Consider the following 14,376-nt stretch of genomic DNA (forward strand, 5'->3'; position numbering starts at 1 on the left):
AGCTCCTTTCTCGTGTTACAGAGAGCCAGTTCCTGCCTTTGGTCGGAGTGCGGTTGCGAGCACTCCATTAAACGCGGTCGCACCCAATAGGGTGAGCAACATCGCTTCAAGGCCAAATTCGCGGATCAACTGCCCTCCAAGGAACGGAAAGCCGAACAACCCGAGAAAATAGGCTAAGGTGAAGATCTGCGAGGTAACCGGTACGGAGAGCCCACGCTCGCCGGCGAGATTGACGGCCATTCCATTAAGGGTGGAATAGCTGAGCCCGTAACCTGTGGCGAAGATTGCGGCGGCCAGGATATAGAGCAGTTCATCGCCGGAATTAACAAAGAGCAACGTCAACGAGGCGCCGGTTGCGATAAAGAGCGTGAGCGCAAGCCGGTGTACGGGCACTCGGTTCAGCGTATGGGCGACAGAAAAGCGAAGCGCCACGCTGGTAATGGTGAATACTAGGAAAAAGAGGTCGGGATTGAGGTCACGTGATGCTGCATAGGCACTCTGATAGGTCGATAACCCCGAGAAGATGCAGGCGGCAACCGCGATCATGAGGATCGGTGCGGCCGTCGCGTGTCGAAGCAGGGCGATGGTCGTGGTGAGGGTGATCTCGATGTGAGGCATCGGCACCGAAGGGATGCTCAACATGGCGTTTCGTGCCACGCCTATGCAGATTGCTGCGATTGCGCAGGCCATGGCGAACAGTGCGTACATGATCGCCATTGAGCCTGTGTATTCTGCCAGAAAGTGGCCGAGCGGAGCCGCTAGGCCAAGCCCGGCCATCTGTGCGCCAGATAAGATCGCCAGATGCTGGATGCGGGCTGTGGGGCGTAGATGGCGGATGATCTGCAGCGGCGATAGGATGAACAACCCAGACCATCCCACACCGACGAGCATGCCGCCTAAATACGCTATTCGCGCGTCGAACACTGCGGCGGCAAAGGCTGCCATGGCCAGTGCCATCACCAAACATGCGGCAGCCATCGTCTGCATAATGCCAATACGCTGAGCAAGACGGCCTGCCAGGCAGCAACACACGATTGTCGCAACCATGCCACTTGAGATCATGGAGCCCGCGACGTCGCGCTCCATACCGAGGGTTTCCACATATTCCGGCAGTACGAAGCTCGTGCCATAGGCTGCAGCAATGACACCAGATGCGAGCAGAAATGGTCCAGAGGCGCGGTAGGGCAGTCTGCTAGCGAGGCGGTCCGCAGCTCCTGGGGGCACATCGACGATACGCAAGATAGAGGACCGTGCCGCGTTCATGTGATCGCGCTCATGTTTTCTGCCGATGTCATTGCATCCGATAGATCGTTCAGCTCTGCATCGTCTGGACTCTCGTAACCGCCCAGGAGTTGCCCAGTTTGATCGAGGTAAAACGGCTGCCCAAGGAGGCTGTTGATAATGAGGCTGTTGCGGTACGCCACCAGCGACAGATTTGCGCTCTGCAATCCGTGCTGCAGACGGCTTTGATTCTGCAGATAGACCGGTCCTGGCATTTGCTGCATGAAGCTGACCGCGTAGTCCGGGCCGAGCACGGGCAGGTCGTCCTCCATGTGGGCGCTGCCTAGGAGCGACCGCAGAAAGCGGGGCGTGCGCGGTTGGAAGCCCGTGGCGAGCACGATGCGATCAACGACGATACTGTGATGCTGCTGCCTGAAAAGACCGGTCAGCTCGACAAGCCAGCGCTTGTCGAGAGGCGTGACGTGCTTCAGGACGACACTGGAGAGTAACTGAAAGCTCTCAAGAAGCGCACCCTCCACGTCTCGTTCATACAAAATGTCATAGAGGCGATTGCACAATTCGGCAGAAATGCCATCGCTGGTCAGCTTTTCCCGTTCAATGATGGTACGACGGTGCTGAAGTGGCAGGCTGTGAAAGCGCCGGCTGTAACGGGGCATATAGGCCTCGTTGACGAAGCTGGTATCGTCCATTGCAAACAGGTTCGAGCGCGAAGTGACCCAGGTAATCCGGGGAACATCGGAGCGATTGAGCATGTGCTCGACAATCTCCGCGCCGCTTTGACCACCTCCCACCACGAGCACATGCTCATCCGTGCGTGGTGGGTCCCGATCAAGATAGTCAGCCGCATGGTAGACAGTGTCGCAAATGAGAGGCTTAGTGCACCGGGGGATCTTTGGCTCGACGCCAACTGCGATCACCACGGCGCGCGCAAGGTATGTGGTTGTGCTCGTACTGACGCGATAGGCGTCCCTGAAGGGGGCGACGTCGACCACTTCCTCGTTGAAGCGGAGCGTGCCGAGTTGGCGGGCGACCCACTGGTAATAGTCAGTGAACTCCCGCCGAGAGGTCGAGGCGTTGCGTTTGTTGATGAAACTGTAGAGTCGCCCATTTTGTGCGAGATAATTCAGGAAAGAATAGGGACTGGTTGGGTTTACCAATGTCACACAATCCTTGAATGGCGACACTTGCAGGTGGCTGTTCGGAAGCGCTAGTCCCGGATGCCAGCAAAATGTCTCGCGCTTCTCCAGGAATAGTGCGCGAAGCGGGGTAGGTTCAATCAGCGCTGCCAGGCTGAGATTGAACGGACCGATCCCGACGCCAATGACATCCAGCGTATCCACGAAGCTCTCTCTCGCGCGCTTGTGTAAGGTCTTCCCCGCTTGAGCAAGGCGGTCAGTTGTTGCGTATGGAAGCCTACAATCTGACACCGCGTGAGATACAAGTTGTTTTATGTCGCAGTGAACCGGATGCTTTGGAGTACGATGCGTCTCCTCACAGACCGAAAAACGCGCTTATCCTGCGGAGCAGCTTCATGGAAAGCGAAACGATGGAAAGACCGCGTAAAGCGCTGCCCGGATATAGGTTGCGGTGGTGACCGGTCGTGTCCTAAGCGCGCGCCTCGGCTGTTGAAAGCGCGCTCTATGGGCTGCTGGCCGAACCAGATGGCCGAGAATGCGATACGATTTGAAATGTTGGGGATGCCGCCGCCTGACTGCGGCGGAGGCGTACGAGAGGAAAGCCCGCCGTCACGCTTGGAAATACTCTGCGAGCCGCAAAAAGTTTCTAAGCAGAGCCTCGCCCTGGTGGGTCAGTATTGATTCGGGATGGAACTGGACGCCATAGGTAGGTTGATCGCGATGTGCAAGGGCCATGATCTCGCCCTCGTCCGAACGCGCAGTTACCATAAGATGCGACGCGTGTAACTGATCGATCTCCACAACAAGGGAATGGTAGCGCCCCACGCAAAGAGGCGAAGCGAGTCCCTCGAATAGCCCTCTGCCGTCGTGCGTAACGTATGAGGACCGGCCGTGCATGGGGCGACGTGCACGTGCCACCGTTCCGCCGAAAACGCTACCAATGCATTGATGCCCAAGGCAGATGCCCAAAATCGGGAGACGACCTGAAAGGTCGCGAACGACCGAGGTCGATATTCCGGCCTCCATTGGGGTGCAGGGACCGGGGGAAATGACCACGGCGCGCGGCTTGAGACGAACAATATCGTCGATGCAAATCGCGTCATTCCTGATCACTTCCGTTACTTCACCGAGCCTACGGAAGTAGCGGGCAATGTTGAAGACGAAGGAGTCGTAGTTGTCGATGATGACAATCACGAATCACCGGGAGAATTGGCGCAAAATGCGTCAAACATTCGCTGTGTCTTGACGAGTGTCTCCTCGTATTCGGCCGCTGGATCCGACATTGCCGTTATCCCGCCACCTGCGTGAAATACAGCCATGCCGTCGTCGATGGTGACAGTGCGGATCGCAATATTCGTATCCATGTGGCCGCTGAAGGCGATGAAGCCGATCGCTCCGCAATAGACCTCTCGTGCGACTTGTTCGATTTCCGCGATAATTTCCATCGATCGCACCTTCGGCGCCCCGGTAATGGAGCCGCCTGGAAAACAGGCGCGAAGGAGGGTGATGGCGTCCTGGTCCGCTGCGAGCTCACCAGTTACGACCGACACGAGGTGGTGCACCGAGGCATAGGTTTCGAGATTGCACAGCGCAGGAACGTCGACCGAATGCGGAGTGCAAACACGTGACAGATCACTGCGTAGGAGGTCGACGATCATGATGTTCTCGGCACGATCCTTGTCGGATGTGATCAGGAGTTGAGCGCAACGCTGATCGTCCATGGGATCAGTGGAGCGAGCGATCGTGCCTTTGATGGGGCGCGTTTCGACCCGTCGTCCGTCGAGCCTCAAGAACCGCTCCGGCGAGCTCGATGCAATGGTGAGATTGCCGTAACGAAGGAGCGCGGCGAACGGTGCTGGGTTCAATGACCGCAGTTGGCAGTAGAAGGCAACTGGATCAAATGAGGTCGGCAAGCGCGCGCTAAAGCGCTGCGCAATGTTGGCTTGAAAAATGTCTCCAGCCAGAATCAGGTCGATGACGCGCTGTACCGCCGCAATGTAGCCCAAGCGGCTGAAATTCGATTGCCATGGTCCGACCGCGCCGTAGGCGTTAGTCCGCGGCGAGTTTGAGTTGGCAAGGAGAGCTGCAAACTCATCGGCTCGGTGGCGTGCACGTGCGGCGCGGCGTGCGGGATCCTCTTCCGGCCAGCCTGTAGAAGCGATCCAGCACCTCTTCTCACGGTGATCGTAGCTGACAACCAGGTCATAAAAATGCAGGATGGATTGAGGCAAACGATGTCCGGAGGCTGCCGGAACTGGCAATCGCTCCAGTGTCCTGTTCAGATCATAACCGAAGAACCCGGCCGCTCCTCCCTGAAATGGCGGCAGATCAGGGCGATGCTCTTGCGGATACCTCGCAAGAAGGGTGCGGAGGACTTCCCAGGGGGCGTCGTCCAGCACTTGTCCGTTCCAACTTGCCCGTCCGTCCGCGACGATATAGGTGCCGAACGGGTCGCAGGTCAGATACGAGTAGCGCCCAAGTAGCTCGTGGCTTGCTGCGCTATCAAGAAACGTAAGATGAGGCCTGCGGGCGAGGCGCCGCATCGCTATGACGGGGGCAATCCATGGCAGTTCGCGGACGTGCATCGGGCTGTCAGTCACCGGCGGGTGGCGTCGGCGCGCCGCGATTTACGGCCCGCGCCAAACAATAGCGACCGTCGATCGGAATCTGCAAGCTCGTGAAACCGGCGGTGAGCTTAGTCTCCGCCCGTGGACACAGCGCGGCGAGTGAGCACACGCACATCGGTTGATACATTGTAGTCTGCCGCGTACCGCAGCTCGCGGAGTGGGCGTACCCGCCTGATCGATTCCTGGTATAGATCATGCGCTTTGTAAGCTGCGAGTTCCGCCTCGTTGTCGAATTCACCATAGACGATCACGTCGATGTCGTTTCCGAGCTGGTCGCTCTTGCGGTTGCGAGCAACCTCGAGCCGGCGTGCATGCGGGATGGTCGTGAGAACCGAGAGGCCTTCGATGATCCCGTCAATGTGCCCCTCATCCTTGGCGGTGAACAAAACGATGTGACGAATCATGGATGGATCTAGCATTGCTGTCAGAGATGGGGCGCATAACTAACTTGGGATCGATCCCTTTGCAACGCCCGCTGCTGCATCGCTGGTTGACGATCGATTGTTTGAAAGTGTCGCGCCTCGCAGGCTGCAACTGAACTCCCAAGAGCCTCTTCCTGATCAGGACGTCGGAAGGGCCAGGCGTTCGATGGTCTGAATGTGACGCGCGAGCAGGTTACAGGCTTGATCAAGGTTGCGACTTCGCAGGGCCTGCAAAATCAGGCGGTGATCTTGGTTGGACCGTGGACGCCAGCCGGCCGTCCGCGCCATCGCGAACACAAGCCGAGAATTTGCAAGCTGAAGCTCGTCGAGACTGGCAAGCAGGCGCGGCATCGCACAGGGCGCAACCAGAGCGTAGTGAAAGGCCCGGTTGGCCATCTCAAACTCCTCAATCGTCTTGGCATCGTCTCCTTCAATCAGGGCAAGTTCAATGCGTGCCAAGTGGATCGATGAGAGCTTTGGAGCGGCATTGCGTAGCGCGACCACCTCGAGCGCTGCACGCATCTCGGCGATTTCCTTCACCGAATTCGTGTCGAGAGGTGCGACCCGCACGCCGCGGCGAGGTGCGCTCACGACAAGATGTTGAGCCTCCAATTGTCGAAAAGCCTCCCGCACCGGGACGTGACTCGAATTGAATTCCCGGGCGACATGATCCTGCCGGAGTGGCGAGTCCGGCTGCAGTGCGCCATGGATAATGCGCTCACCAATCGACTCGGCGATGCGTCCAGCAGTCGTCCTGTTTTCGCTCATCATAGATTATCTATCGGAAAAATGGGTGCGCCCCGATAGCACATCGATTAGCATCGATCCAATGTCGATGACGATAGATAATTCGCGTGATTATCTATGATTATGGGTTCGAGGACTATGGATGTTGCTGTTGAAGTTGACCGGAACGGAAGTTGCGAGCTCGCGCAGGTCGGCGAAAAATGGAAACGTGGCGAGGCCGAAGCGCTCTATGGTCTACCGTTCGCCGAGCTGATGTTTCGGGCGCAAAGCGTTCACCGCGATAACTTCGACCCGAACCACGTCGAAACAGCAAGTCTGCTCAGCATCAAGACGGGTGGCTGCCCGGAAGACTGCGGCTACTGCGCGCAGAGCGCGCACTACGAGACGGGAGTGAAAGCGAGTCGTCTGATGGATCGCGCCGATGTGGTCGCCGCCGCGCAGCGTGCCAAGGAGGCTGGCGCCACCCGCTTCTGCATGGCTGCGGCCTGGCGCACTCCAAAAGACCGAGATCTCGATCGGGTCTGCGAGATGGTCAGCGCCGTCAAAGACCTTGGCATGGAAACCTGCGTCACACTCGGCATGCTGACGCCGAAGCAGGCGGCACAGCTTTCCGAGGCGGGGCTCAACTTCTACAATCACAACATCGACACCTCGCCTGAGTTCTACGGCAGGATCATCACGACCCGCACGCTGCAGGACCGAATAGACACGCTTGAGCACGCGCGCGAGGCGGGCATCAAGATCTGCTGTGGCGGCATTATCGGTATGGGCGAGCGCGTTGAGGACCGTCTCGACATGCTCGTCCTGCTCGCCAATCTTCGAAAGCCTCCGGAAAGCGTGCCGATCAATCTTTGGAACGAGGTCAAGGGGGTTCCAGTCAATGACAGCGCGGAGCGTCCTGATCCGATCGCGCTCGTGCGTCTGGTCGCAACAGCCCGGATCATGATGCCGAAGAGCGTCGTGCGGTTGTCCGCCGGACGCCATGACATGACCGACGAATTGCAAGCGCTGTGCTTTTTGGCCGGTGCAAATTCAATTTTTATCGGGGACGTGCTCTTGACCACCAAAAATCCGAAAGCCGACCGCGACGCAAAGTTGCTGACCAGGCTCGGCATCACATCTGGACTTGCCTGAACGAAGCAGGACGGCGAGCTGCAAACTCCTTAAGCTTAGGTGAGAAATGCAAATTACCTTGATGAAAGGCAAAATTCACCGCGCCTCGGTGACCGAAGCCGATCTGCACTATGAAGGCTCGATTTCAATCGATCGTACACTGCTGGACGCGGCAGGGTTCCTGGTCAACGAGCGCGTCGAAATCTACAACATCGAAACCGGAGCGCGCTTCGCCACCTATGTGATCGAGGCGCCGCAGGGGTCGGGCATCATAGGCCTGAATGGTGCGGCCGCGCGACTAGCGATGCCCGGAGACAAAATTATCATCGTTGCATATGCCTCCTTTGACGAGGCGGAAGCAAAAACATTCAGACCGCGCGTTGTGGTGGTTGATCGAGAAAATCGAATATCGCCGGTTTGATCGCCAGGCGGCCATTCAAAGCCGTTTTTCTGCGCGCATGATGAGAATTTTGCGCGATTTCAATGCCCTCAGAGCTGCAAAATGAACTCAATCCACGCGGGAAAAGCTGTCCGATATGCCTCGGCGTTGAACGTCCTGAAAGAAGATCACCGGTTGCGTAGCCTCAGTCCGCGTGCAGGAATCGATTTCACGTCCAACGACTATCTGGCGCTCGCGAGCGCGCCGCGCATGAAGAAGGCTGTGTTGGCAGCGATCGAGGCCGGCACACCGATCGGAGCCGGCGGCTCGCGGCTCCTGCGCGGCAATTGCGAGGAGCACGAAAGTCTGGAAGCTGAAGCGGCCAGGTTCTTTGGGGCCGAGACAGCGCTCTTCTTTGGCGGCGGCTATGTCGCAAATTTTGCTGTCCTGACGACGGTGCCGCAGAAAGGCGATCTGCTCGTTCTCGATTCTCTGGTGCACGCGAGCATTCATGAAGGCGCGCGGGCCGGCCGCGCGGACTTTCGGCTAAGCGCTCATAACGACCCAGATTCGGTCGAAAGCACGATTCGTGACTGGCGGGCAAATGGCGGAGTGGGGCGAATCTGGATCGTTGCCGAAAGTCTCTACAGCATGGACGGCGATTTTGCGCCGCTCCAAGAACTGGTTGCGCTTGCCGACCGGCATGATGCGTTCCTGATGGTGGATGAGGCCCATGCCACAGGTGTTTACGGTGAGAAGGGGCGAGGGCTTACCGCGCCTTACGAGGGGCGAGAAAATCTCCTGGTCGTTCATACTTGCGGCAAGGCGCTGGGCGCTGCGGGGGCGCTCGTCACTGCGTCCGGCGTCCTGCGAGACTTCATGGTCAATCGGTGCCGTCCGTTCATCTTCGCCACCGCCCCCTCGCCATTGACGGCCGTCGCCGTGCGAGAGGCTATTCTGATCCTGCAGCAGGAACCCGAGCGTCAGCAGCGTCTCATCGAGTTGGTTGCATTCACACATCGGCAGATGAGAGAGCGTGGTTGGAAAAGTCCTTCGGTCTCGCAGATCGTACCGTTCATCGTAGGCGATAACGCAGGTGCGATGCGGCTTGCTTCGGCGCTGCAGGCTCGCGGCTTCGACATCCGCGCTATTCGGCCGCCAACCGTGCCGGCGGGCACGGCCCGTTTGCGAGTTTCGCTAACGCTCAACGTCCTCGAAGACGACGTATGCTCAATGCTCGATGCCTTGGCCGAGGAGACAAAAGGTGAACTTCGATGACTCCGCGTATCGTGGTGACGGGCACAGATACTGGAATCGGAAAGACAGTGTTTTCCGCGGGGCTCGCGAACCTTCTCGGCGCGAATTATTGGAAGCCGATTCAAGCCGGCCTCGATGGAGAGACCGACACCGAGACTGTCGCGCGGCTCGGCGGCTTGTCGGCCGACCGCATCTTGCCAGAGCGCTACCGCCTTCGAACACCAGCCTCGCCCCACTATTCCGCCGAGGTTGACGGAGTTCGCGTGGAGGCAGATTCGCTCGATGTGCCCGATACTAGTCGGCAGCCATTGGTTATCGAGGGCGCGGGCGGGCTCATGGTGCCGCTGACTGGCGATACACTTTACATTGATGTTTTCGAGCGATGGCGCCTTCCAGTCGTGCTTTGCGCGAGCACGGAACTGGGCACCATCAATCACTCGCTACTGTCGATAGAGGCTCTCCGAAAGCGTGAGATCCCCATTCTCGGGATGGCCTTCATTGGCGAACGAAATGCCGAGACTCAGACCGTCATCCGCGAGATGGGGCGGGTGCGTTGGCTGGGACGATTGCCGTGGCTCTCGCCCCTCACCGCGGACACGCTGCAGGCCACATTCAAAACCTCATTCCGGGCAGATAGTTTCAAGTTGTATGCCAAAGAATAAATCTCCGATATGGCATCCATTCACGCAACACGCTCTTCAAGACGAGATGACGAGGGTTGTCCGGGGTAATGGTGCCTATCTCCACACCGCCGATGGTCGCCGTATCATCGATGCAATCTCATCCTGGTGGGTGGTGACGCATGGTCATTGTCACCCGGATATTGTGCGCGCGATTCAGGAACAGGCCGGCAAGCTCAACCAGATCATCTTTGCGGGCCATACCCATGATCCGGCGGAGGAAGTTGCGACGCAGCTCCTGAAATTTGCGCCCCGCGGGCTCGAGTATGCCTTCTTCTCCGACAGTGGCTCTACAAGCGTGGAAGTCGCGCTAAAAATGGCGCTGGGCTATTGGCATAATATCGGCAAGCAGCGAATACGCATCGTCGTGATGCAACATTCCTATCATGGCGACACGATCGGTGGGATGTCGGTCGGGGCTAGGGGCGTGTTCAACGCGGCATACGGACCCTTGCTGTTCGACGTCACCTCCGTCCCGTTTCCCGCAACAGGTCGAGAGCAGGACACGCTCGACGCCCTTGAGTCTGCATGTCGAAACGAAATTCCGGCAGCCTTTATAGTGGAGCCTCTGATATTGGGGGCCGGCGGAATGCTGATGTACCCAGCCTGGGTGCTCAGAGAGATGAAGCGGATCTGCGAGGCATGGGACGTCCTGTTCATTGCCGACGAGGTCATGACGGGCTGGGGCCGCACGGGAACACTCTTCGCGTGCGAACAGGCCGATGTCACACCCGATATCGTCTGTTATTCCAAGGGAATTACGGGCGGAGCGCTTCCCCTCGCGGTGACGCTCTGCCGCGCCGATATATTCGATGCCCACTATTCGAAGGATCGCACGCGCACGTTCTTTCATTCGAGCTCATATACCGCAAATCCCGTGGCCTGCGCGGCCGCAAGAGCCAATCTGGACCTCTGGCAAGATCCCGAAACTCGCCAACGCGTGGCGGCGATCGCCGCGATGCAAGAACAGGCAATTGAGCCATTCCGGGGCGATGCGCGCTTCGGAAGCGTTCGTCGAACCGGCACGATTACAGCGCTCGATCTGAAGACGAGCGATGCGGGCTATCTGGCGGACATCGGTCCGAAGCTTCACGCCTTCTTCAAGAATCGAAATCTGCTGCTACGGCCGCTCGGCAATACGATCTACGTGATGCCGCCGTATTGTGCGACAGCGGCAGATCTTGATGAAATCTATGCAGGCATCTGGGACGCCGCCGATGCGCTGGCTGGAAGGAACGCTCTGCGTGCATAGGCACTCGAGCGCCAACTTCTTCTCATTATTCCGACCGATGGGGCGAGTATCGCGCTTACCCGATCCTAAGTCCGCGGTGGGCTTTGACGAAGGAGCCGGTAGAGGTTCGTCACGCTCGCAAGATTGAAAGGGGCGTCCGACTTATGGACAGCTGTCGTTTGTCCGTGGGGCGCGGCAACCGCCGCCCGGAAGCTAGTTGAGATCGCGGCTGGCATTGAGCCGGTTCAGCAGGGCGTGATCTTCACCACTGATGAACGCGCCGTTTCACTGGTCAAGCGGAGTTGGACACGATTTCGGGCCCACTGCCTGACGCTGTTGCGGGGGTCTCCCGAGTGACGAAGGGGGGCTGACTGTAAATCGTCGTTTGTGAAGAACGTTCTGAGTACCGTTTTTACGCAAGGTGTGGCTGCGATGGGTGGCGACAGAGTATCCATAACAGGCCGCGTAAATGTTCCGCGAGCCAGCGGCGGAGCAGGCTGAAGTTGTAGCCGGTGGCGGCGAGCACGGCGTTGATGCGGTCGCCGTCGCGGCCCTTGAGATGGTTACGGCGCATCCGGTGGTCGTCCTTGAGATGGCCGATCACAGGCTCGACGGCGGCGCGGCGACGCGGATTTGATGCGCAACCGATTTTGCGACTCAGGCTATGTCTCGACCCAGCAGTTGGGAGAGAGGACTGTCGTCATGTCACCAATAGAACTGAGAGCTGCTGGGCCGGCGGACGGTTCGTTGCTTTCTGATCGGGAGCACGCTGTTTGGTCTGAACATGCTGATCACCTGCCTGCTGTTCAGGATGAACCGTAACGATGCGTTCAGTTCGCTGCGGATCGGCGCGTACAACAACTTCCTGCGGTTCCGACTGGCGGAAGATGGGTTCGACATGTTTGTGGTCGGGCTGGAGAACGTCCCACAGCGGGATGACTGGAGCGCCAATCCCAAACACGACAAAGACAAGCCCGATCCCGAGGTTCCGGTGTTCGTCCCGAAGGTTGAATTCAAACCGCATCTGATTGAACGGCTTTCGATCAGACTGGGGCCGAAGCGGGCCGCTCCAACCGCCTAGTCCTATGCGGCGTCCGCCACAGTCGATTTGCCAGGTGGATTGTCCGTAAAAGTCAGATATTATTGACTTTTTGTCCGTATTATTCGAATATGTCCGTGTCGGTCTATTCGAGCATTGCGGACAAGAACGGCACCTTAAACGATTTTTACGGACTATCCCCTTGAATATGGGCAGGATACTCGAATATTAGAGCTGGAAGCGGGTTCCAATTCGACTAATGCGGACCAAAATGGGCGTTTAACCGACTTTAATGGACGGTCGTCCTCCTTATTCGACCGCAGCGGACACGGCTATGGCGACCTACGGCGAGATACTCATCACGACAAAAGACGACCAAGCCGGCAGCCGGCAGATCCGCAGGCGCGCCCAGGCCGGTGAACTTAGGCAAATCGTCGAGCGCGTCTATACGTCAAATCTGAAAGACGGTCTCGAAGCCGTCGTGGGGCGGAACATCTGGTACATCTTACCGCACCTGTTTCCCAAAATGGTGGTGACATCTCGCACCGGCGCAAAGATGCGACCATATCAGCCAGAGAAGGGCGGGAAATCTTACGTATTCCTCACAGGGCCATACTCCAACCGGACAGTCGAACTTCCGGGCATGGAAATTCGACTAATCGAAGGGCCGTCGGCTCTGCCTGGCGACAGTCCAATGATCACCGCCGAGTTCTATTCACCGTCCCGCCCACGTTCTCTACTTGAGAACCTCAAACCCACGCGGACACGGGGCGGAGTGCAGCGAAATCTGAGCGATGCCGAATTCGAGGACTACCTAGTCACCCTGCTTGACTCGGGCGGGCGGGACAATTTCAATAAAATGCGCGACGAAGCGAGGGAGCTCGCACCTCAGCTTAGCGCTGAGGAAGAGTTCAAGAAGCTCGACCGCCTGATGGGCGGTTTGCTCGGAACGCAAAAAGTGCGCTTCGCGAGCAAGGCTGTGGAAATTAGACGGGCGGGCGCCGACAAAAACTGCTGCGCCCGACTGCAGGAGCTGTTCGCGCACCTCAAGTTGCTATCTTTTCCTGATCGGCCCGTATCCCAGGACCAGGGGTGAGACAGTCGAACGCGTTCCTCGAGGCCTACTTTTCCAACTTCATCGAAGGCACCGACTTTACGGTGGTAGAGGCGAAGCGCATCGTCTTCGAAGGCGTCGCGCCTATCAACCGTCCCGCGGACGGGCACGACGTGATCGCAACGTACCGGCTACTCACCGACGAACGCGCACTGACGGCGGTGCCTGCTGACTATCAGGAGTTCGAGAACATGCTGAGGGCGCGTCATGCGCTCTTGATGGACGCCCGTCCCGAAAAGCAGCCTGGCAGGTTCAAGACAGTCAACAACAAGGTCAGTGGGATCTCAATGGTCCAGCCCGACCTGGTCGTTGGCACGCTGAAGTACGGCTACGATCTCCTGCAGGGGCTCACCGAACCTTTCGCACGTGGCGTCTTCCTCCATTGTCTGATCGCGGAAGTGCATCCGTTCGATGACGGCAACGGACGCATATCGCGCCTGCACCTCACTTCAGAACTTTTGAGAGGTAACCAGGCGCAAGTCATCATTCCGACCGTATTTCGCGGCGACTACATCGGAGGCATGAGGGCGCTCACGAAGCGAAGCGAACCAGGGCCCATCACGCGCGCGTGCTTGCGCGCGCAGGAGGTAGTCTCAACCATACATGAGGCCACAGTGGACGGCGCCATTGAGGCCTGGGCGAGGACGAACGCATTCGTGAGAGAAGGACAGAACGCCAGATGGGAAAACTACGACACCGCGACGGAGATTGAGTGGCGCGACGAAGTACCCGCCACAAAGGACTATTGGAACGCCGAGGATAACCCACAGGGCTTTCTTTCTCCGAATGCGATGGGCCGCTGAGAAGGCAATGGCGGGTCGCCATCGTGGCAGGCTCCCGATGAACTCGATCAACGTCGTGACGCGCGCCTGAAACCCGGCCATGTCGTGCTTGAGTCGCGGCGTGGCGGTCAACGGCGGCTAGTGCCGGGCGGTGGCCTCGTGTCTACCTGCCGCGCACGAAAGCGTCGTCCCAAGATTTTGGTTCGGCATGAGCTGCGCCCAGCTCAGGTCTCTAAGACTACTCGGCTGCCTCCGCCATATATTCGCGATCCAGGAGCAAAGGGTCTTCGGCGATGGCACGGTCGCCCAGTGTTCGCACCAAGCGACCCAAGCATGCATCATTTCCCGCTTTCGTATGGCGCGACAATCAGGGGTTCTTCCGCACATTTGGTGCAGGCTGCGGGATTCACGGACAGTGCGAATAAGGGCATAAGGTCAGGATCGCAGTCGACGCCCGTGATTCGCCTTGCTTCAAGCCTTCCGCTCACTGGTTTCCCCCGAGCTTTCGATTGTCCAGATCCTCCCCCACACCGACAGGGTGGTGCTCGTGGCTCGGCCGAAGTCAGCGGTCTCATTCTGTCCTTGTTGCGCCTGCCAGACGGGTCGC

Annotated in this window: 14 protein-coding genes and 1 pseudogene; 8 read left to right on the plus strand and 7 right to left on the minus strand. The window is 58.4% G+C overall.

Annotated features, from left to right (window positions below):
- Positions 1–15 precede the first annotated feature (15 nt).
- The 6 genes from YUU_RS53405 to YUU_RS0139965 form a co-directional block, all read right to left on the minus strand.
- Positions 16–1,263 (minus strand): MFS transporter, encoded by a 1,248-nt coding sequence (locus YUU_RS53405; RefSeq protein WP_035664660.1) that lies wholly within the window; start codon positions 1,261–1,263, stop codon positions 16–18.
- Positions 1,260–2,582, minus strand: coding sequence for a lysine N(6)-hydroxylase/L-ornithine N(5)-oxygenase family protein (locus YUU_RS53410; RefSeq protein WP_084801786.1), 1,323 nt, complete (start codon positions 2,580–2,582; stop codon positions 1,260–1,262). The genes YUU_RS53405 and YUU_RS53410 overlap by 4 nt, the downstream gene beginning before the upstream one ends.
- 405 nt (positions 2,583–2,987) lie before the next feature.
- Complete coding sequence (locus tag YUU_RS0139950; protein WP_027527287.1) at positions 2,988–3,572, minus strand: aminodeoxychorismate/anthranilate synthase component II; 585 nt, start codon at positions 3,570–3,572, stop codon at positions 2,988–2,990.
- The gene (gene pabB / locus YUU_RS0139955) at positions 3,569–4,963 is read right to left on the minus strand and encodes an aminodeoxychorismate synthase component I (RefSeq protein ID WP_027527288.1); all 1,395 of its coding nucleotides are present in this window, start codon (positions 4,961–4,963) and stop codon (positions 3,569–3,571) included. Before pabB ends, YUU_RS0139950 begins: the two co-directional genes overlap by 4 nt.
- A gap of 110 nt (positions 4,964–5,073) precedes the next feature.
- A complete protein-coding gene (locus YUU_RS53415) occupies positions 5,074–5,409 on the minus strand; it encodes a Dabb family protein (protein WP_051390151.1) in 336 nt (111 codons plus the stop codon).
- Positions 5,410–5,565: 156 nt separating this feature from the next.
- Positions 5,566–6,198, minus strand: coding sequence for a GntR family transcriptional regulator (locus YUU_RS0139965; RefSeq protein ID WP_027527289.1), 633 nt, complete (start codon positions 6,196–6,198; stop codon positions 5,566–5,568).
- A gap of 114 nt (positions 6,199–6,312) precedes the next feature.
- Between YUU_RS0139965 and bioB the strand changes: the two genes are divergently transcribed.
- The 5 genes from bioB to YUU_RS0139990 all read left to right on the plus strand — a co-directional run bounded on the left by bioB (position 6,313) and on the right by YUU_RS0139990 (position 10,855).
- Entirely contained in the window at positions 6,313–7,308 is a 996-nt protein-coding gene (gene bioB / locus YUU_RS0139970) for a biotin synthase BioB (RefSeq protein ID WP_027527290.1), read from the plus strand.
- A 46-nt stretch (positions 7,309–7,354) separates the two neighbouring features.
- Complete coding sequence (gene panD / locus YUU_RS0139975; RefSeq protein ID WP_027527291.1) at positions 7,355–7,708, plus strand: aspartate 1-decarboxylase; 354 nt, start codon at positions 7,355–7,357, stop codon at positions 7,706–7,708.
- Positions 7,709–7,789: 81 nt separating this feature from the next.
- Entirely contained in the window at positions 7,790–8,944 is a 1,155-nt protein-coding gene (locus YUU_RS0139980; RefSeq protein ID WP_027527292.1) for an 8-amino-7-oxononanoate synthase, read from the plus strand.
- Positions 8,941–9,585, plus strand: a complete 645-nt coding sequence (gene bioD / locus YUU_RS0139985) for a dethiobiotin synthase (RefSeq protein WP_027527293.1) — start codon at positions 8,941–8,943, stop codon at positions 9,583–9,585. The genes YUU_RS0139980 and bioD overlap by 4 nt, the downstream gene beginning before the upstream one ends.
- On the plus strand, positions 9,572–10,855 hold the full coding sequence (locus YUU_RS0139990) for an adenosylmethionine--8-amino-7-oxononanoate transaminase (protein WP_027527294.1): 1,284 nt from the start codon (positions 9,572–9,574) through the stop codon (positions 10,853–10,855). The genes bioD and YUU_RS0139990 overlap by 14 nt, the downstream gene beginning before the upstream one ends.
- Before the next feature lie 391 nt (positions 10,856–11,246).
- Here the strand turns inward: YUU_RS0139990 and YUU_RS57385 are convergent.
- A pseudogene (locus tag YUU_RS57385) lies at positions 11,247–11,462 on the minus strand (IS5/IS1182 family transposase); the annotation flags it as partial.
- A 156-nt stretch (positions 11,463–11,618) separates the two neighbouring features.
- On the opposite strand from YUU_RS57385, the gene YUU_RS0140000 reads away from it, so the two are divergent.
- From YUU_RS0140000 to YUU_RS0140010, 3 genes are all read left to right on the plus strand, one after another.
- A complete protein-coding gene (locus YUU_RS0140000) occupies positions 11,619–11,915 on the plus strand; it encodes a hypothetical protein (RefSeq protein WP_027527295.1) in 297 nt (98 codons plus the stop codon).
- Between the two features lie 292 nt (positions 11,916–12,207).
- Entirely contained in the window at positions 12,208–12,969 is a 762-nt protein-coding gene (locus tag YUU_RS0140005) for a hypothetical protein (RefSeq protein WP_027527296.1), read from the plus strand.
- Positions 12,966–13,790 carry a Fic family protein gene (locus YUU_RS0140010; RefSeq protein WP_027527297.1) on the plus strand — a complete coding sequence of 275 codons (825 nt, stop codon included), beginning with the start codon at positions 12,966–12,968 and terminating at the stop codon, positions 13,788–13,790. The genes YUU_RS0140005 and YUU_RS0140010 overlap by 4 nt, the downstream gene beginning before the upstream one ends.
- Positions 13,791–14,376: the final 586 nt, after the last annotated feature.

Origin of the sequence: Bradyrhizobium sp. Ec3.3 (assembly GCF_000472925.1) — a bacterium.
Classification (GTDB): domain Bacteria; phylum Pseudomonadota; class Alphaproteobacteria; order Rhizobiales; family Xanthobacteraceae; genus Bradyrhizobium.

Excerpts from the sequence above, each read along its gene's own strand:
- YUU_RS53405 (WP_035664660.1), bottom strand. The coding sequence starts at position 1,263 with ATGAACGCGGCACGGTCCTCTATCTTGCGTATCGTCGATGTGCCCCCA.
- pabB (WP_027527288.1), bottom strand. The coding sequence starts at position 4,963 with ATGCACGTCCGCGAACTGCCATGGATTGCCCCCGTCATAGCGATGCGG.
- YUU_RS53415 (WP_051390151.1), bottom strand. The coding sequence starts at position 5,409 with ATGATTCGTCACATCGTTTTGTTCACCGCCAAGGATGAGGGGCACATT.
- YUU_RS0139965 (WP_027527289.1), bottom strand. The coding sequence starts at position 6,198 with ATGATGAGCGAAAACAGGACGACTGCTGGACGCATCGCCGAGTCGATT.
- bioB (WP_027527290.1), top strand. The coding sequence starts at position 6,313 with ATGGATGTTGCTGTTGAAGTTGACCGGAACGGAAGTTGCGAGCTCGCG.
- panD (WP_027527291.1), top strand. The coding sequence starts at position 7,355 with ATGCAAATTACCTTGATGAAAGGCAAAATTCACCGCGCCTCGGTGACC.
- YUU_RS0139980 (WP_027527292.1), top strand. The coding sequence starts at position 7,790 with ATGAACTCAATCCACGCGGGAAAAGCTGTCCGATATGCCTCGGCGTTG.
- bioD (WP_027527293.1), top strand. The coding sequence starts at position 8,941 with ATGACTCCGCGTATCGTGGTGACGGGCACAGATACTGGAATCGGAAAG.
- YUU_RS0139990 (WP_027527294.1), top strand. The coding sequence starts at position 9,572 with ATGCCAAAGAATAAATCTCCGATATGGCATCCATTCACGCAACACGCT.
- YUU_RS0140000 (WP_027527295.1), top strand. The coding sequence starts at position 11,619 with ATGCTGATCACCTGCCTGCTGTTCAGGATGAACCGTAACGATGCGTTC.
- YUU_RS0140005 (WP_027527296.1), top strand. The coding sequence starts at position 12,208 with ATGGCGACCTACGGCGAGATACTCATCACGACAAAAGACGACCAAGCC.